Source organism: Acidovorax sp. IB03 (assembly GCF_016406015.1).
Taxonomy (GTDB): Bacteria; Pseudomonadota; Gammaproteobacteria; order Burkholderiales; family Burkholderiaceae_C; genus Acidovorax; species Acidovorax temperans.
In genome coordinates this window covers 170,756-191,816 of the sequence record NZ_JAEFCH010000001.1, presented here as the reverse complement: position 1 = coordinate 191,816, position 21,061 = coordinate 170,756, and the positions used below count along the sequence as shown (strand labels likewise).

The window sequence follows — 21,061 nt, the reverse complement described above, 5'->3', positions numbered from 1 at the left end:
GTGCTCAATCGCTGGCAGAGGCTGGAAGCACCAGCCTGAATTCGACGCCCTGGCCCACTGCACTTTCCACTTCCAGTGAGCCGCCGTGGCGTTTGACCACGGTGTGCACCAACGCAAGGCCCAGGCCCACTCCAGAAATGTTGGGGTGGGTCAGGTCATGAAGGCGAGAGAAGGGTTTGAACAGTCGGTCTTGCTGGGCTGGGTCGATGCCCGGGCCTTCGTCGCGAATGCTGATGACCCAGTTGGGGCCTCTCGCGTACAGGCTGCACCGCACCGTACCTCGGGCAGGGCTGTATTTGATGGCGTTGTTGAGCACGTTGGCCATGGCCCGTGCCAGCAAGGGGCGGTCGCCCACACAGGGTGCTGAATGTGGAATCTGGAGGATAGTGACACTCACCTCCTGGTTGCTGGCCTGGGTCCAGGCGTCGTCCACGGCGTCCTGCAGCACGGATGCCAGGTCCAGCGGCGCTACGCGGTATTCGTTGTTTTGGGCGCTGGCCAGTCTCACAAAGCTTTCGGCCATACTGAGCGATGCTTGGGCGTATTTTTCGATGCGCTTGAGAAGCTCGTCGGCCTGCAGGGGCTCCATGCTGTTGCGTTGCATCTCCAGCAGCGTAAGGATGGACGCATTGGGCGCGCGGATGTCGTGCGAGATGAAGTGCAGAGCCTGGTCGCGTTGTTGCAGCGCCCGGCGTATCTCCGTCATGTCTACCAAGGTGATGAGCCAGCCCACGTTGGCAAACTCGGTGAAGGGCTTGCACAGCATGAGCAGGCTGCGCCCTTTCGCATCGTGCCCTTCGCTTTGGGCGGGAATCTGCCCGGCCAAGAGCTTATCGGGGCTCAACAGCGGTTGCAGGGTGTGGGCATCTTGCAAGTCGTGCAGCACCTGGAAGATGGATTTGCCTTGCAGCGCAGATTGCGGCTCAAAAGGGCCCAACCCCACATGGCGCTGGGCAGCAACATTGGCCAGGAGGATGCGGCCCTGTGCATCACAGACAAAGTTGGGTGCTGGCAGTTGCTGCAGGCTGTTGCTCACAAACTGGTGCAGATCCCGCAGCTGGCGCGAGGCGGCTTCCACCGCGTTGATGCGCCTTTCCAGGAAGTCGCCGCGCCGTGCCCATGGGCTATTGCGCACGGGCAGGCCTTCGCTGCGCAGATGTTCCATTTCCGTGCGCAAAAAATGGGCGGCAGCGTTGAGCCTGCGCCAGCTCCACAGGGGGTAGGCCAGCACCAGACCCAGCAATGCTGCGGCAGGGGCAAAGTGCCACCCCGTCCAGCGCATGAGCGCCATCGACATCAGCAAAGTGCCAAGGCCCAACCCAAAGCTGGCGAGCAAGGCCGTCAGCGGCCCGGCAAACAGCAGAGTGAGCAAGGCGACTGCCACGGGCAGCAGGTTGAATGCAATGTTGGCCGCTGCAGGCGCGGCTTTGAGGTGGATGCCGGACAAATGGCTGTCAAGGATATGAGCCACGACTTCCACCCCTGGCATCAGGCGCGCACCACTGCTGACGGGGGTGGCAAAGGTATCCCCCAAGCCGGATGCCACAGCCCCGACCAGCACATATTTGCCCTGGAATGCGTTGGGAGGTACCTGCCCCCGCAATACATCGATGTAGGAGTAGGTGGGGTAGTGGCCCGGCCCTCCTGCGTAGGCGATCAGCTCGGGCTGCCGCTCAGTCCAATGTGGAGGAGTGACTGGCGTGCTATTGGTTGGGGGTGATTTTTTGCACCGGGCCGCCGCGTTCTGCGCCACACATTGCAGCGCCAGACTGAAGTGGTTCCAGGGTGCGCTTGCCGGGCCCTCCTGCAGGTACAAACCGCGCACCACCCCATCGCCATCGGGCGCGACATGCACATGGCCCATCGCGGCAGCTGCGTCAGCCAAGACGTCCAGCGGCAGTTCAGAAGTGGCTTCCGTCAACCCCGCCTGATTGCGTTGCAGCACCGGCAGCACCACCCGTTGGCTGCGGGCCAGGGCCTGGGCCAGCAGGGCATCGTCCAGCGGGTAGTCCAGGTCGGGCTCGCTGAAGAGGATGTCGAGCCCAATCGCTTTGGGATTCTGGGCGGTCACCACGTCTACCAACTGCGCATGCAGCGCACGTCGCCAGGGCCAGCGACCAATCGAGGTGATGCTGCGGTCATCCACCGCGATGACCACGATGTCTGGATGGGGCGGACGGGCCAGTGAGCTCAGCTCCAGGTTTTGGACCAGATGATTCGGACCCGCCATCTGTTGCGGTGGGCTGAGCCAGGCAACCAGGCAGAGCAATGCCAGCGCCAGCAGTGCCCATTCAAGGCGCCGTTGTTGCGCGCGGGTGCGTGCGGCTTTGGGCATGCAAGCGTCCTGGGCGGGGTGGTGGTATCAGGGGCGCCGCACGGGCTCGCCGCTGGAGTCAGATACGGGCAGCCCCCAGCCGATGCTGAAGCCCGTGCCCACCCGGATGGAGCGCGGTGGCGAAAAATCACCCTGCAGGCCCGAGGGATCCAGCACCTGCACCCTCAAGAAATACGTGCCCGCCGCCAGGTCAGAAGCCGCCCATCGGGGCTCGTCCAGAAGGGTGTCCAGCACGGGCTTTTCAAAGCGCATCTCCCTGGCCAGTTGCAGGCGGTAGCGCTGGCCTGCTTGCCCTGGCCAGCGCAGGCTCACCGTGGTGCCCCCATCGTCGGCTTGCAGGGCTTGTGCCGACAGGGCCGGTGGTTGTTGCACCAGCTTGAAGGGCTGCGGTGCTGCAAACGGGCCTTGGTCTACCCCGCCCCCAGGCAGTTCGCGCACACTGGCTGCGCGCCAGAAGTAACTGCCCACGGGCAGTTGGGCGACGGACAGCGTGCAGCTGTCCAGTCGGCTTTCATCGAGCACCGGGGCGTTGAAATCCGCTTGGGGCGCCACCTGAATGCGGTACCACCGCACACCAGCCACCTGGGTGCACAGCAACTGCCCGCCTGCGTTGGAAACCACCGCGTCGGGCGCAGGTTTTTGGTACCGGGGCGGTACTGGCTGGGTCTTGACGGTGAGTGGCTGGGTGGGCAACCCGGCAATCCCCGCCGCGTCGATAGCGCGCACCGAGATGAAATATTGCCCATCGTCCAGCCCCTTCCAGCGCAACTGCCCATTGGCAAACGTGCCTGAACGAAGCACCTGCGTCAATTCGGCATCACGCGCCACGATGGCCTGGTACACACTGGCGCCTGCCTGGGCTGTCACGTTCAGCGCCAGCAGCCCAAGGTCATGCACCGCAGCCGGCAGCGAGGTCAGGTCGGGCGCGGGCAGCAGGCTTCGCGGGCTGCCCACGGTGCCATCGGCTTGCACGGCCAGCCCTTGGCCGGGTTGCAGGACTGTTGCCGCAGCGGTGTGCTGGGCAGGGTTGTCCGCTGCACGTGATTGCACCGCCACAGCCCCTTGCAGTACGGCGGCCGTGGTGTCACCAGACTCGCTCAAGGTCACGCCAAACCGGGTGCCGCGCACACTGGTCACGGCGCGAGGGGTGCGCACCTCAAAGCGGCGTGAGGCATCGGTGCTGGGCGCAACGCTGGACTCGACACTGCCGCGTTGAATCTCCACCACCGACTGCACAGACCCCGCCCTGCCGCGCCTGCGCAGCTGGCGCAGTTGGACATCTGACTGGGCGCTGACCTTGACGATGGAGCCGTCTGCCAGCCGCACGGTCACAAATCCGTTGGGGCCTACTTGCAGCCTGGTGCCTTCGGCCAGCATCGTGCCGGCAGCAACTGGTGGGTTCGCCGCTGCTGCGGGGTTTGTGGAGGCTCCCGGTTCTGCGGTATGCACCTTGACATCACCGTGAACGAATTCCACCTGGGCGGACTCAGCGGGCAGCAAGCCCAAGGGAATCCACACCACCGAGCCCGGCTGCAACTGGCGCGGGTCTTTGACTTTGTTGCGCGCTTGCAGCTGGTGCCACAGGCGGGGCGTGCCAAAGTAGCTTTGGGACAGGCCTTCCAGCGTATCGCCCGCTTGCACAACGTGAGGCGTTTCGTCCTTTTGGTCTGCGGCCCAGGCGTCCGGGGCGAGGGATGTCATCAAGACTGCGCCAGCAGCCAGCAGTGCTGCGGACAAGGGCATTCGGAGAGTAGGCGGTGTGATCGACACAAGAACTCCTGGGGCGCAGGGCGAGCAGTTGCCCATGCGGTGGTTGGTGAGTGCGCGACCCTGAGGCCGGCACTGAAAAACTGTGGTTGGCGGCCATTGCGCCGCGCCCATATTTGGGTGCAAAGCGACGACCCGTGCGGCGCCAGGGGTCAGGCGGGCTGTACCTGTTCCGTGGTTTCAAACCGGTAGCCCACGCCGTACACCGAGGTCACGATGAAACCATTGGCGGGGCGCAGGTCCAGCAGAATACGCAGGCGGGAGATGTGGGTGTCCAGTGAGCGGGACATCACATCCGGCACCTGGCCCCAGATCACTTCCTTCAAATGATCCCGCGTGAGCAACTGCCCCCATGTTCTGGAACAGGAACAGGGCCAGCTCGTATTCGCGGTTTTTCAGCTCCACCGGCGCGCCATCAATTTCGAGAGAGCGTGACTCTGGCAGAAACCGATATCTCCCAAACTCCAGCACCTCTTCGGGCTTGTCTGTGTAAGAGCGCCGCAGCACGGCGGCCACCCGTGCCCGCAACTCGCCTATGCGCACGGGTTTGGTCATGAAGTCATCGGCCCCGCAACACAGGCCCTCCACGATGTCGCGCTCTTCCTGCCGGTGGGGCACGAACAGAATGGGCATTTCCAGCCCCACATGCTGGCGCACCCAGCACACCACCTCCGGCCCTGTGGTGTCCGGCAAATGCCAGTCCACGATGAGCAGGTCGAAGCACTCGCTCTGCAAGCTGTGCAGCAACTGCGCTCCGGTCAGGTAGGTGTGGCAGGTGTGGCCCATGGCGTGCAGGGCCTGTTTGAAAAGATCGAGCTGAAGCGCATCGTCGTCTAACGCGGCTATGCGCATGTTTCTCCCTACGGCTTTGTCCGTGGACCATCATTTCCGAGGGGTGCCCGGTTTGGGCGCGAGCCTGAGCCCGTTGGCAGGTCTAGTTGACGTTTGTTGATGTTTTGATACTGGGGTTGGCTTGGTGAAGCGCGAGCCCAACCGGGCGCAATCCAGGGCTCAGTCCGGCTTGGTTGCCGCTGGGCCCCACTCGCGCAGCAGGCGCATGCCCACCAGCGTGTAGCGGGTTTGGGGGCTGTTCCAGTTGCGGTAGCTGCAGCGTGCATAAAAAGCCCAGGTGTGCCACGAGCCGCCACGGCGCACGCGCACGGAGCCTGTTTCGGGTCCTTGCGGATCGGTAGTGGGGGATTGGGCGTAATAGCCCTCGTCGTGCCAGTCGGACACCCATTCCCACACATTGCCCTGCATGTCGTGCAGGCCCCAGGCGTTGGGTGGGTAGCTGCCCACGGGCGCCGTGAAAACGTAGCCGTCGTTGCCAGGCAGGGCATGTTGCTTCCACTTGGGCCACAGCGGCGCTGTGGATTGGTCGAACACATTGGCGTACTGCGTGAGTGCGGCGGGGTCGTCCCCGTGGGGGTAGCGTGTTCGCGTCTGGGCCCGGCAGGCGTATTCCCATTCGGCCTCGGTGGGCAGGCGGTAGCGCACGCCTTCGCGCTGGCTCAGCGACTGCACCAGGGCCTGGGCGTCGTTCCAGGTGACGTTGACCACGGGGTGGTCGTCATCTTGCTTGAAACCTGGGTTGCGCCAGGAATAGCGGGTGTCGCGCCCTTCAAAGGCATCGCCTCGCTGGGTGGTGGCTGGGTCGTATTGCGGGTTGTAGCCGTAGCCGCCGGTGCCGTCAGACACCGATTCCGGCTGGTAGCCCGACTCGGCCAGAAACCGCCGGAACTGCCCCACGGTGACCTCGTGCTGGCCCAGGTAAAACGGGCGGCTGATATGCACCTCATGCACGGGGGCTTCATCGCTGAGGGCGGCAAAGCGTTCCGCTTCCAGCAGGGGGTAGGCTTTGGCCAGTTCTCGCGCCGGTTCAGCGCTGCCCATCCAGAAACGGCCAGCGGGGATAGCCACAAGCCGCATGCCCAGTGAATTGACCACAACCTGCGGGTGGTCGTTGGGAGTGGCAGGAGGAGACGTGGGTGAGGGGAGGGTGCTGCAACCGGCCACCAGGGTGGTTGCAGCCAACAGAACAGCAGCGGAGCGGAGTGCTTGCATGGGCGCCTCAAAGCAGTGGGCCCAGTGTACGGCAAGGTTACGGAGGCTTGCCTTGGCGCAGAGACATGCTCAGCAAGCCTGCATGTCTGTGATAAGTGATTTCTAATGAAAATAGCCGCTAGCGCTTGATAAATAAGCGCCAGCAGCTATGTTTTTGATAGTGAAATAGGGCGGGCTTCAACCGTTATTGGCAGCGGCCAGTGCTTGCAGGGCCGCTTGCACATCGGCAGTGTCCACGCCTTCCACGGGTGCCAGATGCTGCGCCAGTTGGGCGAGGGCGTCTGCCTGGGTTTGCAGTTGGGCAATCGCCTGGCCAGCCTCTTTGGGCGCCGCGAAGCCCGTGCTTTGCAGCAGCAGGCGGCCATCGGCAGCCAGCAGCTTGAAGTAGAACTTGCCATCGGCCTCGCGGTATTGCTTGAACGAGGGCAGGGCCACCTTGGCTGCCTTGGTGCTTTGGGCCGCGCTGGTTTGCGCCAGGCTGCGCAGGCCCACGGCCGAGCGCAGCTCTTTGATGAACGGCGTGGCCAGGGCGCGTGCCCGCTCAGCGCCCTGTAGCAGGATCTGCTCAATGCGCTCAGGGTGGTTGATCAGCGATTCATACTGCTCGCGCATCGGTGCGATCACCTGGTCCACCCGCTCCAGCAGCACTTGCTTGGCATCGCCCCAGGCAATGCCCTCGGCATAGGCGCGGCGCAGGGCTTCGGTTTCTTCGGGGGTGGCAAAGGCCTGGTAGATCTGGAACAGCGCAGAGCCTTCGGTGTCCTTGGGCTCGCCAGGGGCGCGCGAATCGGTGAGCAGGCTGCCGATGAGCTTCTTGAGCTGGTCGCGCGAAGAGAACAGCGGGATGGTGTTGTTGTAGCTCTTGCTCATCTTGCGGCCGTCCAGCCCCGGCAGGGTGGCCACGTTGTCGTCAATCACCGCTTCTGGCAGCACAAAGTGCTCGCCATACAGGTGGTTGAAGCTGCTGGCCATGTCGCGCGCCATTTCAATGTGCTGCACCTGGTCGCGCCCCACGGGCACCTTGTGGGCCTTGAACATCAAAATGTCGGCGCCCATGAGCACGGGGTACATGAACAGGCCCGCGGTCACGCCGTCATCGGCATCGCGCCCGGCTTCCAGGTTCTTGTCCTGGGATGCTTTGTAGGCATGGGCACGGTTGAGCAGCCCCTTGCCGGTCACGCAGCTCAGCATCCAGTTCAGCTCGGGAATCTCGGGGATGTCGGACTGGCGGTAAAAGGTCACCTTCTCCGGGTCGAGCCCGGAGGCCAGCCAGCTGGCGGCAATCTCCAGCGTGGAGCGCTGGATGCGCACCGGGTCTTCGCACTTGATGAGTGCGTGGTAGTCGGCCAGGAAATAAAAGCTTTGCACGCCAGGGCGCAGGCTGGCGGCCACCGAAGGCCGGATGGAGCCCACAAAGTTGCCCAGGTGCGGGGTTCCGGTGGTGGTGATGCCGGTGAGAAAGCGCGTGGTGCTCATGGAAACAAGGTCTGCAGGAGGAAGAGAAAAAGGCGGAATTCAGCGCAGCAAGGCGGTGAGCGGCGTGAGCAGCAGGTTGATGGTGCTGTAGCCCAGGCTCATCAGCGGACGCAGCCACAAACTGCCGACCACACCCGCGATGACCAATGCCATCACGATGAAAAAGCCCCAGGGCTCGATGCGCGACACCATGTGCGCCTGCTTCCAGGGCAACAGGCCCACCAGAATGCGCCCGCCGTCCAGCGGCGGCAGCGGGAACAGGTTGAACGCCCACATGACCAGATTGACCTGCACACCGGCACGCGCCATTTCGATGAAGAAGCGCTCATCCATACCCATGCCCACCATGGTGATCAGCACTACGCCCCAGGCCACCGCCTGCACAAAGTTGGACGCAGGCCCGGCCAGCGCCACCCACACCATCTGCTGTTTGGGTTTGCGCAAATTGCCAAAGTTGACCGGCACAGGCTTGGCATAGCCGAACAGGAAGGCGCCCGACGTGGCGAAGTACAGCAACAACGGCATCAGGATGGTGCCGACGGGGTCGATGTGCTTGGCGGGATTGAGCGTGATGCGCCCCATCATGTACGCCGTGTTGTCACCGAAGTGGCGGGCTGCATAGCCGTGGGCCGCCTCGTGCACGGTGATGGCGAACAGCACGGGCAGTGCGTAGATGAGGATGGTCTGGATGAGATTGGAGGTGTCCACCTGCGTATTGTCTCAGACAGCGGTGGGCTCCCTGGGGCCATGGCGCAGATGGCCGGACAGCGAGCGGGGTGGGGTGGAGCGATTCAGACCTGTGCTGGTCAGGGCTGGCTCAAAGCCCCAGGGCCTGCAGGCTACCGCGCCCCTCGCGCACAACCTCTGGGTCGCCGCCAGTGCCCATGGGGGTGAGGTCCACCACCGTGGTGGGTTCTTGCGGGCAGCCGCCTGCGTCCACGATGGCGTCCAGCACTTTTTCATAGCGTTCGCGGATCTCTTCGGGGTCGTTCAGGGGTTCGCTTTCGCCTGCGGGGATGAACGTGGTGGCCAGCAGCGGCGCACCGTGCAGTTCCAGCAGCAGTTGCAGGCCCTTGCGGTCGGGCACCCGCAGGCCGATGGTCTTGCGAGACGGGTGGCTCACCCGGCGCGGCACTTCCTTGGTGGCTTCCAGGATGAAGGTGTAGGGGCCGGGCGTGCCCAGCTTCAGCAGCCGGTACTGGCGGTTGTCCACGCGGGCGTAGTTGGCCAGTTCCGACAGGTCGCGGCACAGCAGCGTGAGGTGGTGCTTTTCGTCCACCTGGCGAATGCGGCGCAGGCGGTCTGCCGCGTCCTTGTCGTCCAGGTGGCAGACCAGGGCATAGCTCGAATCGGTGGGCACGGCCACGATGCCGCCCTTTTGCAGCAGCGCAGCGGCCTGCTTGAGCAGCCGGGGCTGCGGGTTGTCGGGGTGGACTTCGAAATACTGTGCCATGGCAAGGCCTGCTGCGTTGAAGGGGTCAGGTGGCGGGCCGCACGCGGTCGGCCAGCGTTTCCCAGATGGGGGTGAGGTGGCCCGGCAGGTAGGGCAGGGTGCCCAGGTCGGTGTGGGACTCGTCCGGACTGTGGAAGTCACTGCCGCGCGACGCTGCCAGCCCAAACTCTTCGGCCATGGCGGCGTAGGTCACGTACTCTGCGGCAGTGTGGCTGCCCGTCACCACCTCAACGCCCGCCCCGCCGTGGGCCTTGAATTCGGAGAACAGGGCGTATTCCTCGTTGGCAGTGAACTTGTACCGCGCCGGGTGGGCAATCACGGCCAGGCCACCGGCCTCGGTGATCCAGCGCACCGCATCGCCCAGCGTGGCCCAGCGGTGGGGCACGTAGCCGGGTTTGCCTTCGGTGAGGTATTTGCGAAAGACCTCGTTCGTGTCGCGGCACACCTGGGTCTCTACCAAAAATCGCGCAAAGTGCGTGCGTGAGATCAGCTCGGGGTTGCCCACAAACTTGAGCGCACCTTCGTAGGCGCCGTGGATGCCCACTTGCGCAAGCTGCGCCGCCATCTCCTGCGCCCGTTCGCCCCGCCCGGCGCGCGTGGCGGCCAGCCCCTGGGCCAAAGCCGTGTTGTCGGGGTTGAAACCCAGGCCCACGATGTGCACCGTGTTGCCTGCAAACGTGACGGAAATTTCGGTGCCCGTGAGGTAGGCCATGCCCTGGCTGCGTGCCGCAGCGGCGGCGCGGTGCTGGCCGCCAATTTCGTCATGGTCGGTCAAGGACCAGAGCTCCACGCCATTGGCCTTGGCGCGGGCGGCAAGTTCTTCGGGCGTGAGGGTTCCGTCCGAGACGACAGAGTGGCAGTGCAGGTCAGCGTTGAGGTAGGAGGTCACGAATTCATTCTACGGGTTCGACCCGGCTGCGCTGGCGCCAGGGCTTTTGCCGGGCGCGCAACGCTTCCATGCCCCCGCGGCAGCGGCTTAAAGCTGCGCGCCTTCCACCAGAAACTGCACCTTGCGCTCGCCCTTCCATTCGTTCACATCGAGGCGGAAGGCCAGCAGCACGCGTGCGGGCAGGGGCTCGGTGCGGCCGAACCAGATGGCGTCCACCGGGTTGCCCTGGTGGATGAGCTTGATGGAGAGGTGATTTTTGGCCTCGCCCACCAGGCGCTGGCTCAGCACTTCTACCTCTTCGCTGAAGGTGGGGGGCAAAAAGCCCTGGCCCCACACTTCGCGGTGCAGGGTGTCCACAATGTCGGCGCGGCAGTATTCAGGGGCCAGCGGCCCGTCGGTTTCGATCTTGCGGGTGAGGGTGGCGGCGTCCAGCCATTCCTGGGCGACCTGGGCAAAGGCCTGCTCAAACACGTCGAACGATTCCTCTGCCACCGTGCAGCCCGCCGCCATGGCGTGGCCGCCGAATTTGAGGATGACACCGGGGTGGCGCTTGGCCACCAGGTCCAGCGCATCGCGCAGGTGAAAACCGGGGATGGAGCGGCCTGAGCCTTTGAGCTCGTGCTCTTTGCCTGGCGCACTGCTGGCCGCAAACACAAAGGTGGGGCGGTGCAGCTTGTCCTTGATGCGGCTGGCCACGATGCCGACCACGCCTTCGTGAAAGTCGGGGTCGAACACGCTGATGGCGGGCGGGGGCTCTTCGCTCTCGTCAAACAGGCTCTCGGCCATCAGCATGGCCTGCTCGCGCATGCCGCCCTCGATCTCGCGGCGCTCGCGGTTGATGCCGTCCAGCGTGGCGGCCAACTCGGCAGCGCGGCCTGCATCGTCTGTCAGCAGGCATTCGATGCCCAGCGTCATGTCGGCGAGACGCCCTGCGGCGTTGATGCGCGGGCCTAGGGCAAAGCCAAAGTCGAACGTGGTGGCGGCAGCCGCCTTGCGGCCTGCCACGGTGAAGAGGGCGGCCACACCCGCAGGCATTTGGCCTGCGCGGATGCGCCTCAAGCCCTGGGCCACGAGGCGGCGGTTGTTGGCGTCGAGCTTGACCACATCGGCCACGGTGCCCAGGGCGACCAGGGTGAGCAGCGGGTCGAGCTTGGGCTGTGTCGCGGCGTCAAACACACCGCGTGCGCGCAGCTCGGCGCGCAGGGCCAGCAGCACGTAGAACATCACGCCCACCCCGGCCATGGACTTGCTCTCAAACGTGCAGCCCGGCTGGTTGGGGTTGACGATGGCGTCGGCCGCAGGCAGCGCGGGGCCGGGCAGGTGGTGGTCGGTGACGAGCACTTGCAGGCCCAGGGCCTTGGCCTCGGCCACGCCCTCCACGCTGGCAATGCCGTTGTCCACGGTGATGAGCACATCGGCCCCGCGTTCCTTCACGCGGCGGGCGATGGATGGGCTGAGGCCGTAGCCGTCGGCCACGCGGTCGGGCACCAGGTAGTCCACGTTCTGCGCACCCAGCAGGCGCAGGCCGCGCACGCCCACGGCGCAGGCGGTGGCACCGTCGCAGTCGTAGTCGGCCACGATGACGAGACGCAGGTTCTGCGCCATGGCATCGGCCAGCAGACGCGCGGCGGCGTCAATGCCCTTCATGCTCGCTGGGGGCAGCAGGCGGGCCAGGCCGTCGTCCAGCTCTTCTTTGCTTTGCACGCCGCGTGCGGCGTACAGGCGGGCCAGCAGGGGGTGCACGCCTGCTTGCTCCAGCGCCCAGGCGGTGCGGGGGGGAATGTTTCTTGCTACGATTTTCATAGCTGTTCGCGCACGTCCATAAAGCGCTGGGGCCTGAAAAGGCGTTGAAAGCGCTGCACCAGCCCCAGGGGTGCGGTGTGGAAGGTTTGCGCGCTGTGCTCGCCGCTCAGCGTCAGCCGCACGGGCTGGCCCTGTTCGGCTTGCCGCAGCAGCTCGGCCACGGGGCCTGCGTCCAGCGCGGTCCAGGCACTGGCCCAGGCGCGCCAGTCTTCGCGCAGGGCGGGGGCGCGCAGGGCGTCTGCCACCTGCGGGGTGTGTGCGGGCCCTGCCAGACCCGCGGGTAATGCCCCGGTGCCGTGGACCCAGAACGAGTTGACCGCTGGCAGGCCCTGGGCCGTGCGGGCGTCGTTGAAGGGGTGGGTGTAGAGCAGCATCTGCATCTCGCTTTGCAGGCGGTGCAGGGTGCGGGCCTCGCGTGCGTCGGGCATCCAGGCGCGCACGTCGCGGCCCTGCACGCGTTCAAGCGAGGCAGTGGCCAGCGTGGCAAACAACGGGCTGCTGGCCAGCCAGCGGGTGGGCTGGTCGTAGTGCAGGGTGATGCCATCCTCTGCAAACCACGGGGCCACGATGGCCAGCAGCTCACACGAGGCAGCTTCGTCCAGGCCCAGGCGGGCCGGGTCGTGCAGGGTGATGTGGTCGGTGGTGACTTGCCACTGGCAGGGCGTGATGAAGGCCCAGGCCGCATTGCTGGGTGCTTCGCCCGTTGGTTGCCCTTGCTGCATGTGGTGCCAAGCAGCCCAAGGGATGAGCCCGTCTTGGGTGCCCAGACCCAGCGCCTGGGCCAGCGCGCGTTCGTGCGGGGGGGTGAGGCTGGTTTCCTCGCCAGGGCTGGCGTCTGCAGCGCTCAGGCGGGCCAGCAGGCGGTCCAGATGGGGCAGGGCCAGGCTTTTCAGGGCCTCTTGGGCGCCGGGGGCGCGGCTGGCGGCGTACGGGATCAGCAAATGGTGCGGTGCGGGCATGGGCCGTATTTTCGTGGGTGCGGCAGCGGGCGGGCGGCATGGCCGCCGCAGGGGCGGTGGTTCGGCAGTGGCTGGGGCGGCGGGGGCTGAGCCCCGCCATCGGTCAGGGGGCCAGATCCGTCCACCGCTCCAGCGCGGCCAGCAGTTCTTCTTCGATCACGCCTTCGCGGGCGTGCAGGGCCGTGGCGCGCTGCGGGTCGCGGGTGTAGAGCGTGCCATCGGCCAGCTCTTGCTGGATGGACTGCTGCTCGGCCTCCAGCGCGGCGATGCGGTCGGGCAGTTGCTCCAGCTCGCGCTGCTCCTTGTAGCTCAGCTTCTTCTTGAGGGTGGCGGCTTGCTCGTCTTTGGCCGCCGCGTTGCCGCCCTTGCCCTCTGCGGCAGGCGCTGCCGTGGTTGCGGGCGGTGTGTTGCGCTGATCGCGCAGGGCCTGGCTGCGCTGGGATTGCTGCAGCCAGTCTTCCACGCCGCCTTCAAATTCGCGCCACACACCGTCGCCTTCGTAGGCAATGGTGCTGGTGACCACGTTGTCCAGAAAGGTGCGGTCGTGGCTGACGAGGAACACGGTGCCGGGGTAGTCCAGCAGCAGTTCTTCCAGCAGGTCGATGGTTTCGATGTCCAGGTCGTTGGTGGGCTCGTCCAGCACCAGCACGGTGGCGGGGCGGGCGAACAGGCGGGCCAGCAGCAGGCGGTTGCGCTCGCCGCCCGACAGCGACCGCACCGGCGAATGCGCACGGGCGGGCGAGAACAGAAAGTCGCCCAGGTAGCTGCGCACATGCTTGCGCTGCCCATTGATCTCGATCCACTCGCTGCCGGGGCTGATGAAGTCTTCCAGCGTGGCGTCCAGGTCAATCGCGTCGCGCAGCTGGTCGAAGTAGGCCACCTGCAGGTTGGCGCCACGGCGGATGGTGCCGCTGTCCGGTTCCAGCTCGCCCAGAATCATCTTGAGCAGCGTGGTCTTGCCTGCGCCGTTGGGGCCCAGCAGGCCAATCTTGTCGCCGCGCAGCAGCGTGGCGCTGAAGTCGCGGGCAATCACCTTGTCGCCAAAGGCTTTGCTCACGTGCTGCAGCTCGGCCACGATCTTGCCCTGGTAGTTGCTGTCGCCACCGGTGCCCACTTCCATCTTCACCTTGCCCACCACATCGCGGCGGGCGGCGCGGGTTTCGCGCAGCTTTTCCAGGCGGCCAATGCGGCTTTGGCTGCGGGTGCGGCGCGCTTCCACGCCTTTGCGCACCCACACTTCTTCCTGCGCCAGCAGCTTGTCAGCCTTGGCATTGATGACGGCTTCCTGCGCCAGCTGCTCTTCCTTTTGCAGGCGGTACGCCGCAAAGTTGCCGGGGTACGAGCGCAGCTGGCCCCGGTCCAGCTCAACGATGCGGGTGGCAATGCGGTCCAGAAACGCCCGGTCGTGGGTGATGGTGACCACGCTGCCCTTGAAGTCGATGAGCAAATCTTCCAGCCAGCGGATGGAGTCCAGGTCCAGGTGGTTGGTGGGCTCATCGAGCAGCAGCACATCGGGCCGGGCCACCAGCGCCTGGGCCAGGGCCACGCGCTTTTTGGTGCCGCCAGAGAGGTCGCCCACGCGGGCGTCGGGGTTCAGGTGCAGGCGCTGCAGGGTTTCTTCCACGCGCTGCTCCCAGTTCCAGGCGTCGGCCGCTTCAATCTGGGTTTGCAGGGCGTCCAGGTCCACGCCATCGGCGTGGGCCAGGTATTGTTCGCGCAAGGCAATCACCCCGGCCAGCCCGGCAGAGGCCGCCTGGAAGATGGTGGCGTCGGGGTCCAGTGCGGGTTCTTGCTCCACAAAGGCGATGCGGGTGCCTTGCTGCACTTGCAGCGTGCCGTCGTCGGGCTTGGCCAGCCCGCCCAGGATTTTGAGCAGCGAAGACTTGCCCGCGCCGTTGCGGCCAATCAGGCCGACGCGTTCATTGGTTTCAAGAGAAAAGCCGGTGTGGTCCAGCAAAGCGACATGCCCGAAAGCCAGCTGGGCATTGAGTAGGGTGATAAGAGCCATGGGGGGATTATCCGGGGGGCGCCCTGGCGGGTTGTCCAGAAGGGCTTCCACCCAATGCCACAATCGCGTTTCCATGCAAATTCCTTACGAACTGGCTTTGGGCTGGCGCTACACCCGCGCTGGCCGCGCTACGCGGCGCAACGGCTTCATCTCGTTCATCTCGGGCGTGTCCATGCTGGGCATTGCCCTGGGGGTGGCGGCGCTCATCATCGTGCTGAGCGTAATGAACGGTTTTCAAAAAGAGGTACGCGACCGCATGCTCAGTGTGGTGTCGCACATCGAGATCTTCGCGCCCCACGGGGCGGCCATGCCCGACCCGGCCCGCACGCTGGCCGAAGCGCAGCGAAACCCCAACGTGGTGGGCGCTGCGCCCTTTGTGTCGGCCCAGGCGCTGTTGGCGCGTGGCGAAGACATGAAGGGCACGCTGGTGCGCGGCATTGACCCTGACAAAGAAGGCGCGGTGACCGACTTGGCCGCCACCAACGCCGAGGTGCTCAAGCAACTGGTGCCTGGCGAGTTCCGCGTGGTGCTGGGGCGCGAGCTGGCCCATTCGCTGGGGGCGCGTGTGGGCGATGCCATCACGCTGATTGCCCCGGCCGGGCAAGTCACCCCCGCAGGCGTGGTGCCCCGCCTCAAGCAGATGACGGTGGCGGGCACGTTTGACTCCGGCCACTACGAATACGACTCGGCCCTGGTCATGCTGCACCACGAAGACGCGCAGCGCATCTTCCGGCTGGAAGGCCCCACGGGCGTGCGCCTGAAGCTCAAAGACCTGCACCAGGCCCGCGAGGTGGCGCAGCAACTGGCGGGCAGCCTGAGCGGCGACCTGCTGATCCGCGACTGGACGCAGCAAAACCGCACCTGGTTTGCCGCCGTGCAGCTTGAAAAACGCATGATGTTCATCATCCTCACCCTCATCGTGGCGGTGGCCGCCTTCAACCTGGTGAGCACGCTGGTGATGACGGTGACGGACAAGCGCGCCGACATCGCCATCCTGCGCACGCTGGGCGCCAGCCCGAAAAGCATCATGGGCATCTTTGTGGTGCAGGGCGCCATGGTGGGGGTGATTGGCACCTGCGTGGGCCTGCTGCTGGGCCTGGGCATTGCCGCCAACATCGATGTGATCGTCCCGGCCATTGAGCGGGCGCTGAACGCCAGCTTCTTGCCCAAAGACATTTACCTCATCAGCAAGATGCCGAGCGAGCCGCAGGCCAGCGACATCGTGCCCATTGGCGTCATTTCTTTGGTGCTGGCCTTCGTGGCCACGCTGTACCCCAGCTGGCGTGCCAGCCGTGTCAATCCTGCAGAGGCACTCCGCTATGAATAATGTAGCTGCTCGCGCTTATTCAGAGGGCGCTGCAGGCCAAAATGGCCAAAATTCTCTGGGCGGTGAGGTGGTGCTGGAAGCCAAGGGCCTGACCAAGCGCTTCACCGAAGGCCGCCTGGACGTGACCGTGCTGCACGGCGTGGACCTGCAAATCCGTGCAGGCGAGACGCTGGCCATCGTCGGTGCGTCGGGTTCGGGCAAGAGCACGCTGCTGCATCTGCTGGGCGGGCTGGATGCGCCCACGGCGGGCACCGTGCGATTGAAGGGGGCGGAGATGTCGGCCCTTTCGCCCGAGCGGCAGGGCCAGCTGCGCAACCAGCACCTGGGCTTCATCTACCAGTTTCACCACTTGTTGCCGGAGTTCAGCGCGCTCGACAACGTGGCCATGCCCCTGCGCATCCGCCGCCTGCCGCTGGCCCAGTGCCATGCCGAGGCCGAGCGCGTGCTGGCCTCCGTGGGCCTGGCCGGGCGCTTGCAGCATCGCCCGGCCGAGCTGTCGGGCGGCGAGCGCCAGCGTGTGGCCATTGCCCGCGCCCTGGTCACGCGCCCGGCCTGCGTGCTGGCCGACGAGCCCACCGGCAACCTCGACCGCAGCACCGCCGATGGCGTGTTCGACCTGATGCTGCAACTGGCCCGCGACCAGGGCACCGCGTTTGTGATGGTGACGCACGACGAATCACTGGCCGCGCGCTGCCACCGGGTGGTGCGGCTCACCTCTGGCGTGCTGCGCTGATCGGCATACACGCGGCCCATGGCCTGGATTGACACCCACGCCCACCTGGATGCGCCCGAGCTGGCGCACGATGTGGACGCGGTGCGCGAGCAGGCCCGGGCCCAGGGCGTGGTGCATTGCGTGCTGCCCGCGGTAGAGCGCAGCAACTGGGACAGCGTGCGCCTGCTGGCCCACCGCCATGGCGACAGCTACGCCCTGGGCATTCACCCCCTGTACACCGGCCGCGCGCAGGACGAAGACCTGGAGCTGCTGGCCCACACCCTGCAGCAACACCGCGCTGACCCACGCCTGGTGGCAGTGGGCGAAATCGGGCTCGACTACTTTGTGCCGGGGCTGGACGCCGAACGCCAGCAGCGCTTTTACCGCGAGCAGCTGGCGCTGGCGCGGCGGTTTGATTTGCCCGTCATCCTGCATGTGCGCCGCTCGGCCGACCAGCTTCTGAAGGCGCTGCGCCAGGTGAAGGTGCGCGGGGGCATCGCCCACGCGTTCAACGGCAGCCTGCAGCAGGCCCAGGCGTTTGTTGCGCTGGGCTTCAAGCTGGGGTTTGGCGGGGCGGTGACGTACGACCGCGCCCTGCAACTGCGCCGCCTGGCCACCGAGCTGCCGCTGGGCAGCCTGGTGATGGAAACCGATTCGCCCGACATTCCCCCGCACTGGCTCTACACCACCGTTGCCGAGCGGGCGCAGGGCCAGCCCCAGGGGCGCAACACCCCTGCCGAGCTGCCCCGCATTGCGCAGGTGGTGGCCGATCTGCGCGGCATGGCCGTGGCGGACCTGGCCCAGGCCACCACCGCCAACGCCTGCGCCGCATTGCCGGGGTTGCAGAAGTTATTGCATCAAAATGGCCTGTAGCGCTTATGCATCAAGCGCTAGCTGCTATTGATTTCATAGTTGAAGCGCCCAGGTGGTGCCTGGATACATTCTGGATACACAGGCCGTTCACAATCCCCCGCCATGACCACCCCGCAGGAAACCGCACCCTTGGCCGACGGCGCTGCAACCCCAGCCAGTGAGGCGCCGACGCGGCTGGTGGGCTTGCCCCCGGTGGTGTCGGATCGCACCGTGGTGCTGGTGCTGGGCAGCTTTCCTGGTGCGGCGTCGCTCAAGGCGCAGCAGTATTACGGGCACCCGCAAAACCACTTCTGGCGCATTCTGCAAAGCCTGTGGCCCCAGCACCCCTTGCCGCCCGCCGGGCCGCAGCACTACGCCCAGCGCTGTGCCTGGCTGCTGGAGCGCCGCCTGGGCCTGTGGGATGTGTACGCCAGTTGTGAGCGCGAGGGCAGCCTGGACACCAGCATCCGCAACGCGGTGGTCAACGATTTTGCGCAGTTGCTGCGCGAATGCCCTGGCCTGCGCGCCATCGCCCACAATGGTGGGGAAAGCTTCAAGCACAGCGCGGCGGTGCGGCAACAATGGGCGGGCGCCTACCCTGGCGCCCAGGTGCAGTCGGTGCGCCTGCCCTCCACCAGCCCTGCCAACGCCAGCTGGAGCTTTGAACGTAAACAGACTGCCTGGGCCGAACTGATGGCCGCGCACGGATTGCTTTGAACCATGACCCGCAAGAAAAACACCACCCCCGAGCTGCCGGAAGTCAGCGTTTCTGACGATGGCGAAGTGCGCCACCTGCACCTGGGCACCCCCTGGATCCAGGGCTCCATGCGCGTGGACGACCCCTTCGCGCTCGAGCTGGAATACGTGCAGCGCATGATGGCCTGGCTGCTGTTTGTGGAGTCCACCTCCGTCACCAAGCGGCACGCCATGCAGCTGGGCCTGGGGGCCGGGGCCATCACCAAGTTTTGCCACAAAAAACTGCGCCTGTGTGCCACCGCGATTGAGCTGAACCCGCAGGTGCTGGCCGTGTGCCGCCAGTGGTTCAAGCTGCCGCCCGATGGGGCCAAGCTGCGCGTCATCCTGGGCGATGCCGCCAAGGAAATCCGCGACCCCATGTGGCTGGGCACGGTCGATGCCCTGGCGGTGGACCTGTACGACCACGAAGCCGCCGCGCCCGTGCTCGACAGCCCCGACTTCTACGCCGACTGCCGCGCGCTGCTGTCGGAAGACGGGTGCATGACGGTGAACCTGTTTGGCCGATCGTCCAGCTTTGAGCGCAGCCTGCAAAGCATGGCCACGGCGTTTGGCGAAGAGGCGCTGTGGGCCTTCAAGCCCACGCGCGAAGGCAACACCGTGGTGCTGGCCCAGCGCACCCCTTCGCGCCCCAAGCGCGCCGAGCTGATGGCCCGCGCCGAGGTGGTGCAGGAGCGCTGGGGCCTGCCTGCCACCAAGTGGCTGCGCGTGTTCAAGCCCGTGGTGGCTTGAAGAAGGCCAGGGCGGCACTGGTGTGCGGCCCGGGTTGTTGATGTTGTCGATTCCAGCAGGTTTGTCCCATGTCCACCGTTCCTCCCGCCGTTCCCCGCGCTTCTTCGCCCGCTGCGTTCACAGGCCCCCTGGTCTGGCGCAAGGTGGTGGACTGGCTCAGCGCCGATGGCGTGATTTCGGCCGACGAGGCGCAGCGCACCATTGCGCGCTGTTCGCAGGCCGAAAGCGCCCAGAACCCGCTGGTGCGCCTGTCCAACGTGGCCATGGCGCGTGCGAGCGATGGCCGCCCGCTGGACATCGAGGCACTGACCGAATACGTGGCCCAACGCGCTGGCCTGCCGTATCTGCGCATTGATCCGCTGCGGGTGGATGTGGGCCGCGTGGCGGACACCATGAGCGCCACCTATGCAGAACGCCACAAGGTCCTGCCCGTGCAGGTCACGCCCACCGAAGTGGTGGTGGCCACGGCCGAGCCGTTTGTGACCGACTGGGTGGCCGAGGTCGAGCGCCAGTCGCGCCGCACCGTGCGCCGCGTGGTGGCCAACCCCCAAGACATCCACCGCTTCACCGCCGAATTTTTTGCGCTGGCCAAATCCGTGCGTTCTGCCCAGAAGGCCGGTGGCGCCAGCGCGGGCAGCAGCTTTGAGCAACTGGTGGAACTGGGCAAGACCAACAAGCAGCTCGACGCCAACGACCAGGGCGTGGTCAAGGTGGTGGACTGGCTGTGGCAATACGCCTTCGACCAGCGCGCCAGCGACATTCACCTGGAGCCACGGCGCGAGCAGGGCGTGATCCGCTTTCGCATCGACGGTGTGCTGCACCCGGTGTACCAGATGCCCATGGGCGTGCACAACGCCATCATTTCGCGCATCAAGCTGCTGGGCCGCATCGACGTGGTGGAAAAGCGCCGCCCGCAGGACGGCCGCATCAAGACCCGCAACCCGCGCGGCGAAGAGGTGGAAATGCGCTTGTCCACCTTGCCCACGGCGTTTGGCGAAAAGATGGTGATGCGGATTTTTGACCCCGACAACGCCGTGAAAGACCTGGACGCGCTGGGCTTTTCGCTGCACGATGCGCAGCGCTGGGAAAGCTTGGTCAAGCGCCCGCACGGCATCATTTTGGTGACCGGGCCCACGGGCTCGGGCAAGACCACCACGCTGTACTCCACGCTCAAGCGCGTGGCCACCGAAGAGGTCAATGTGAGCACGGTGGAAGACCCCATCGAAATGATCGAGCCCAGCTTCAACCAGACCCAGGTGCAGCCGCAGCTCGACTTCAACTTTGCCGAGGGGCTGCGCGCCCTCATGCGGCAGGACCCGGACATCATCATGGTGGGCGAAATCCGTGACCTGGAAACGGCCGAGATGGCGATCCAGGCGGCGTTGACAGGGCACCTGGTGTTCTCCACCCTGCACACCAACGATGCCCCCAGTGCCATCACCCGCATGATGGAACTGGGTGTGCCGCCCTACCTCATCAACGCCACGCTGCTGGGTGTGCTGGCGCAGCGGCTGGTGCGCACGTTCTGCAAGCAGTGCAAGCAGCCAGACCCCACCGCGCAGCGTGAGGCCTTGGCCGAGGTGGTCAAGCCCTGGAAGCTCAACGGTGCCTACCAGCCCTACAAGGCCGTGGGCTGCGTGGACTGCCGTATGACCGGGTTTCAGGGGCGCATGGGGCTGTATGAACTGCTCACGGTGACCGAGCCGCTCAAGGACAAGATCAACCAGGCTCCGTCCATCGAGGCGCTGCGCCGCCAGGCCGTGCAAGACGGCATGCGCCCGCTGCGTTTGGCAGGCGCGCTGCGGGTGGCGGAAGGGGTGACCTCGCTCGAAGAGGTCATTGCGGCTACGCCACCGCTGGAGGCATAAGTGTTCTCCACATCGGGGTTTTCCCTGGAATTTCGGTGCCCACCATAGGCGCGTTACGGAATG

Annotated in this window: 16 protein-coding genes and 1 pseudogene; 6 read left to right on the top strand and 11 right to left on the bottom strand. The window is 65.8% G+C overall.

The features are described from left to right. Positions 1-4: 4 nt before the first annotated feature. The 11 genes and pseudogenes from IHV84_RS00840 to abc-f all read right to left on the bottom strand — a co-directional run bounded on the left by IHV84_RS00840 (position 5) and on the right by abc-f (position 14,754). Complete coding sequence (locus IHV84_RS00840) at positions 5-2,335, bottom strand: CHASE2 domain-containing protein (RefSeq protein WP_198845430.1); 2,331 nt, start codon at positions 2,333-2,335, stop codon at positions 5-7. A gap of 27 nt (positions 2,336-2,362) precedes the next feature. Beyond that, on the bottom strand, positions 2,363-4,078 hold the full coding sequence (locus IHV84_RS00835; RefSeq protein WP_198845429.1) for a FecR domain-containing protein: 1,716 nt from the start codon (positions 4,076-4,078) through the stop codon (positions 2,363-2,365). Positions 4,079-4,254: 176 nt separating this feature from the next. Next, positions 4,255-4,954: pseudogene (locus IHV84_RS00830) on the bottom strand (response regulator transcription factor). A 159-nt stretch (positions 4,955-5,113) separates the two neighbouring features. Next, the gene (locus IHV84_RS00825; RefSeq protein WP_198845428.1) at positions 5,114-6,166 is read right to left on the bottom strand and encodes a formylglycine-generating enzyme family protein; all 1,053 of its coding nucleotides are present in this window, start codon (positions 6,164-6,166) and stop codon (positions 5,114-5,116) included. A gap of 177 nt (positions 6,167-6,343) precedes the next feature. Beyond that, positions 6,344-7,642: a tryptophan--tRNA ligase gene (locus IHV84_RS00820; RefSeq protein WP_066694240.1), complete on the bottom strand. Its 1,299-nt coding sequence runs from the start codon at positions 7,640-7,642 to the stop codon at positions 6,344-6,346. A gap of 39 nt (positions 7,643-7,681) precedes the next feature. Further along, positions 7,682-8,350, bottom strand: coding sequence for a site-2 protease family protein (locus tag IHV84_RS00815; protein ID WP_198845427.1), 669 nt, complete (start codon positions 8,348-8,350; stop codon positions 7,682-7,684). A 109-nt stretch (positions 8,351-8,459) separates the two neighbouring features. Next, entirely contained in the window at positions 8,460-9,095 is a 636-nt protein-coding gene (locus IHV84_RS00810; protein WP_044401933.1) for an L-threonylcarbamoyladenylate synthase, read from the bottom strand. Positions 9,096-9,120: 25 nt separating this feature from the next. Continuing rightward, positions 9,121-9,984, bottom strand: coding sequence for a 3',5'-nucleoside bisphosphate phosphatase (locus tag IHV84_RS00805; RefSeq protein ID WP_198845426.1), 864 nt, complete (start codon positions 9,982-9,984; stop codon positions 9,121-9,123). Between the two features lie 87 nt (positions 9,985-10,071). Continuing rightward, positions 10,072-11,787 carry a single-stranded-DNA-specific exonuclease RecJ gene (gene recJ / locus IHV84_RS00800; RefSeq protein ID WP_198845425.1) on the bottom strand — a complete coding sequence of 572 codons (1,716 nt, stop codon included), beginning with the start codon at positions 11,785-11,787 and terminating at the stop codon, positions 10,072-10,074. Then, complete coding sequence (locus IHV84_RS00795) at positions 11,784-12,746, bottom strand: phosphoglycerate mutase (RefSeq protein ID WP_198845424.1); 963 nt, start codon at positions 12,744-12,746, stop codon at positions 11,784-11,786. The genes recJ and IHV84_RS00795 overlap by 4 nt, the downstream gene beginning before the upstream one ends. A gap of 103 nt (positions 12,747-12,849) precedes the next feature. Beyond that, a complete protein-coding gene (abc-f, locus tag IHV84_RS00790; protein WP_198845423.1) occupies positions 12,850-14,754 on the bottom strand; it encodes a ribosomal protection-like ABC-F family protein in 1,905 nt (634 codons plus the stop codon). Positions 14,755-14,827: 73 nt separating this feature from the next. Here abc-f and IHV84_RS00785 point away from each other — a divergent pair, with 73 nt between their 5' ends. The 6 genes from IHV84_RS00785 (at position 14,828) to IHV84_RS00760 (ending at position 20,998) form a co-directional block, all read left to right on the top strand. Beyond that, positions 14,828-16,081, top strand: a complete 1,254-nt coding sequence (locus tag IHV84_RS00785) for a lipoprotein-releasing ABC transporter permease subunit (protein WP_198845422.1) — start codon at positions 14,828-14,830, stop codon at positions 16,079-16,081. Next, the gene (gene lolD / locus IHV84_RS00780; RefSeq protein WP_067513526.1) at positions 16,074-16,814 is read left to right on the top strand and encodes a lipoprotein-releasing ABC transporter ATP-binding protein LolD; all 741 of its coding nucleotides are present in this window, start codon (positions 16,074-16,076) and stop codon (positions 16,812-16,814) included. The genes IHV84_RS00785 and lolD overlap by 8 nt, the downstream gene beginning before the upstream one ends. Before the next feature lie 18 nt (positions 16,815-16,832). After that, positions 16,833-17,666, top strand: a complete 834-nt coding sequence (locus tag IHV84_RS00775) for a TatD family hydrolase (RefSeq protein ID WP_198845421.1) — start codon at positions 16,833-16,835, stop codon at positions 17,664-17,666. Positions 17,667-17,768: 102 nt separating this feature from the next. Beyond that, positions 17,769-18,362 (top strand): DNA-deoxyinosine glycosylase, encoded by a 594-nt coding sequence (locus IHV84_RS00770; RefSeq protein ID WP_198845420.1) that lies wholly within the window; start codon positions 17,769-17,771, stop codon positions 18,360-18,362. Between the two features lie 3 nt (positions 18,363-18,365). After that, entirely contained in the window at positions 18,366-19,130 is a 765-nt protein-coding gene (locus IHV84_RS00765; RefSeq protein ID WP_198845419.1) for a spermidine synthase, read from the top strand. Between the two features lie 68 nt (positions 19,131-19,198). Beyond that, a complete protein-coding gene (locus tag IHV84_RS00760; RefSeq protein WP_198845418.1) occupies positions 19,199-20,998 on the top strand; it encodes a GspE/PulE family protein in 1,800 nt (599 codons plus the stop codon). Positions 20,999-21,061: the final 63 nt, after the last annotated feature.

Coding starts and splice junctions, on each gene's coding strand:
- IHV84_RS00760 (WP_198845418.1), top strand. CDS start 19,199: ATGTCCACCGTTCCTCCCGCCGTTCCCCGCGCTTCTTCGCCCGCTGCG.
- IHV84_RS00840 (WP_198845430.1), bottom strand. CDS start 2,335: ATGCCCAAAGCCGCACGCACCCGCGCGCAACAACGGCGCCTTGAATGG.
- IHV84_RS00835 (WP_198845429.1), bottom strand. CDS start 4,078: ATGCCCTTGTCCGCAGCACTGCTGGCTGCTGGCGCAGTCTTGATGACA.
- IHV84_RS00785 (WP_198845422.1), top strand. CDS start 14,828: ATGCAAATTCCTTACGAACTGGCTTTGGGCTGGCGCTACACCCGCGCT.
- abc-f (WP_198845423.1), bottom strand. CDS start 14,754: ATGGCTCTTATCACCCTACTCAATGCCCAGCTGGCTTTCGGGCATGTC.
- IHV84_RS00795 (WP_198845424.1), bottom strand. CDS start 12,746: ATGCCCGCACCGCACCATTTGCTGATCCCGTACGCCGCCAGCCGCGCC.
- lolD (WP_067513526.1), top strand. CDS start 16,074: ATGAATAATGTAGCTGCTCGCGCTTATTCAGAGGGCGCTGCAGGCCAA.
- IHV84_RS00775 (WP_198845421.1), top strand. CDS start 16,833: ATGGCCTGGATTGACACCCACGCCCACCTGGATGCGCCCGAGCTGGCG.
- recJ (WP_198845425.1), bottom strand. CDS start 11,787: ATGAAAATCGTAGCAAGAAACATTCCCCCCCGCACCGCCTGGGCGCTG.
- IHV84_RS00825 (WP_198845428.1), bottom strand. CDS start 6,166: ATGCAAGCACTCCGCTCCGCTGCTGTTCTGTTGGCTGCAACCACCCTG.
- IHV84_RS00765 (WP_198845419.1), top strand. CDS start 18,366: ATGACCCGCAAGAAAAACACCACCCCCGAGCTGCCGGAAGTCAGCGTT.
- IHV84_RS00770 (WP_198845420.1), top strand. CDS start 17,769: ATGACCACCCCGCAGGAAACCGCACCCTTGGCCGACGGCGCTGCAACC.
- IHV84_RS00820 (WP_066694240.1), bottom strand. CDS start 7,642: ATGAGCACCACGCGCTTTCTCACCGGCATCACCACCACCGGAACCCCG.
- IHV84_RS00810 (WP_044401933.1), bottom strand. CDS start 9,095: ATGGCACAGTATTTCGAAGTCCACCCCGACAACCCGCAGCCCCGGCTG.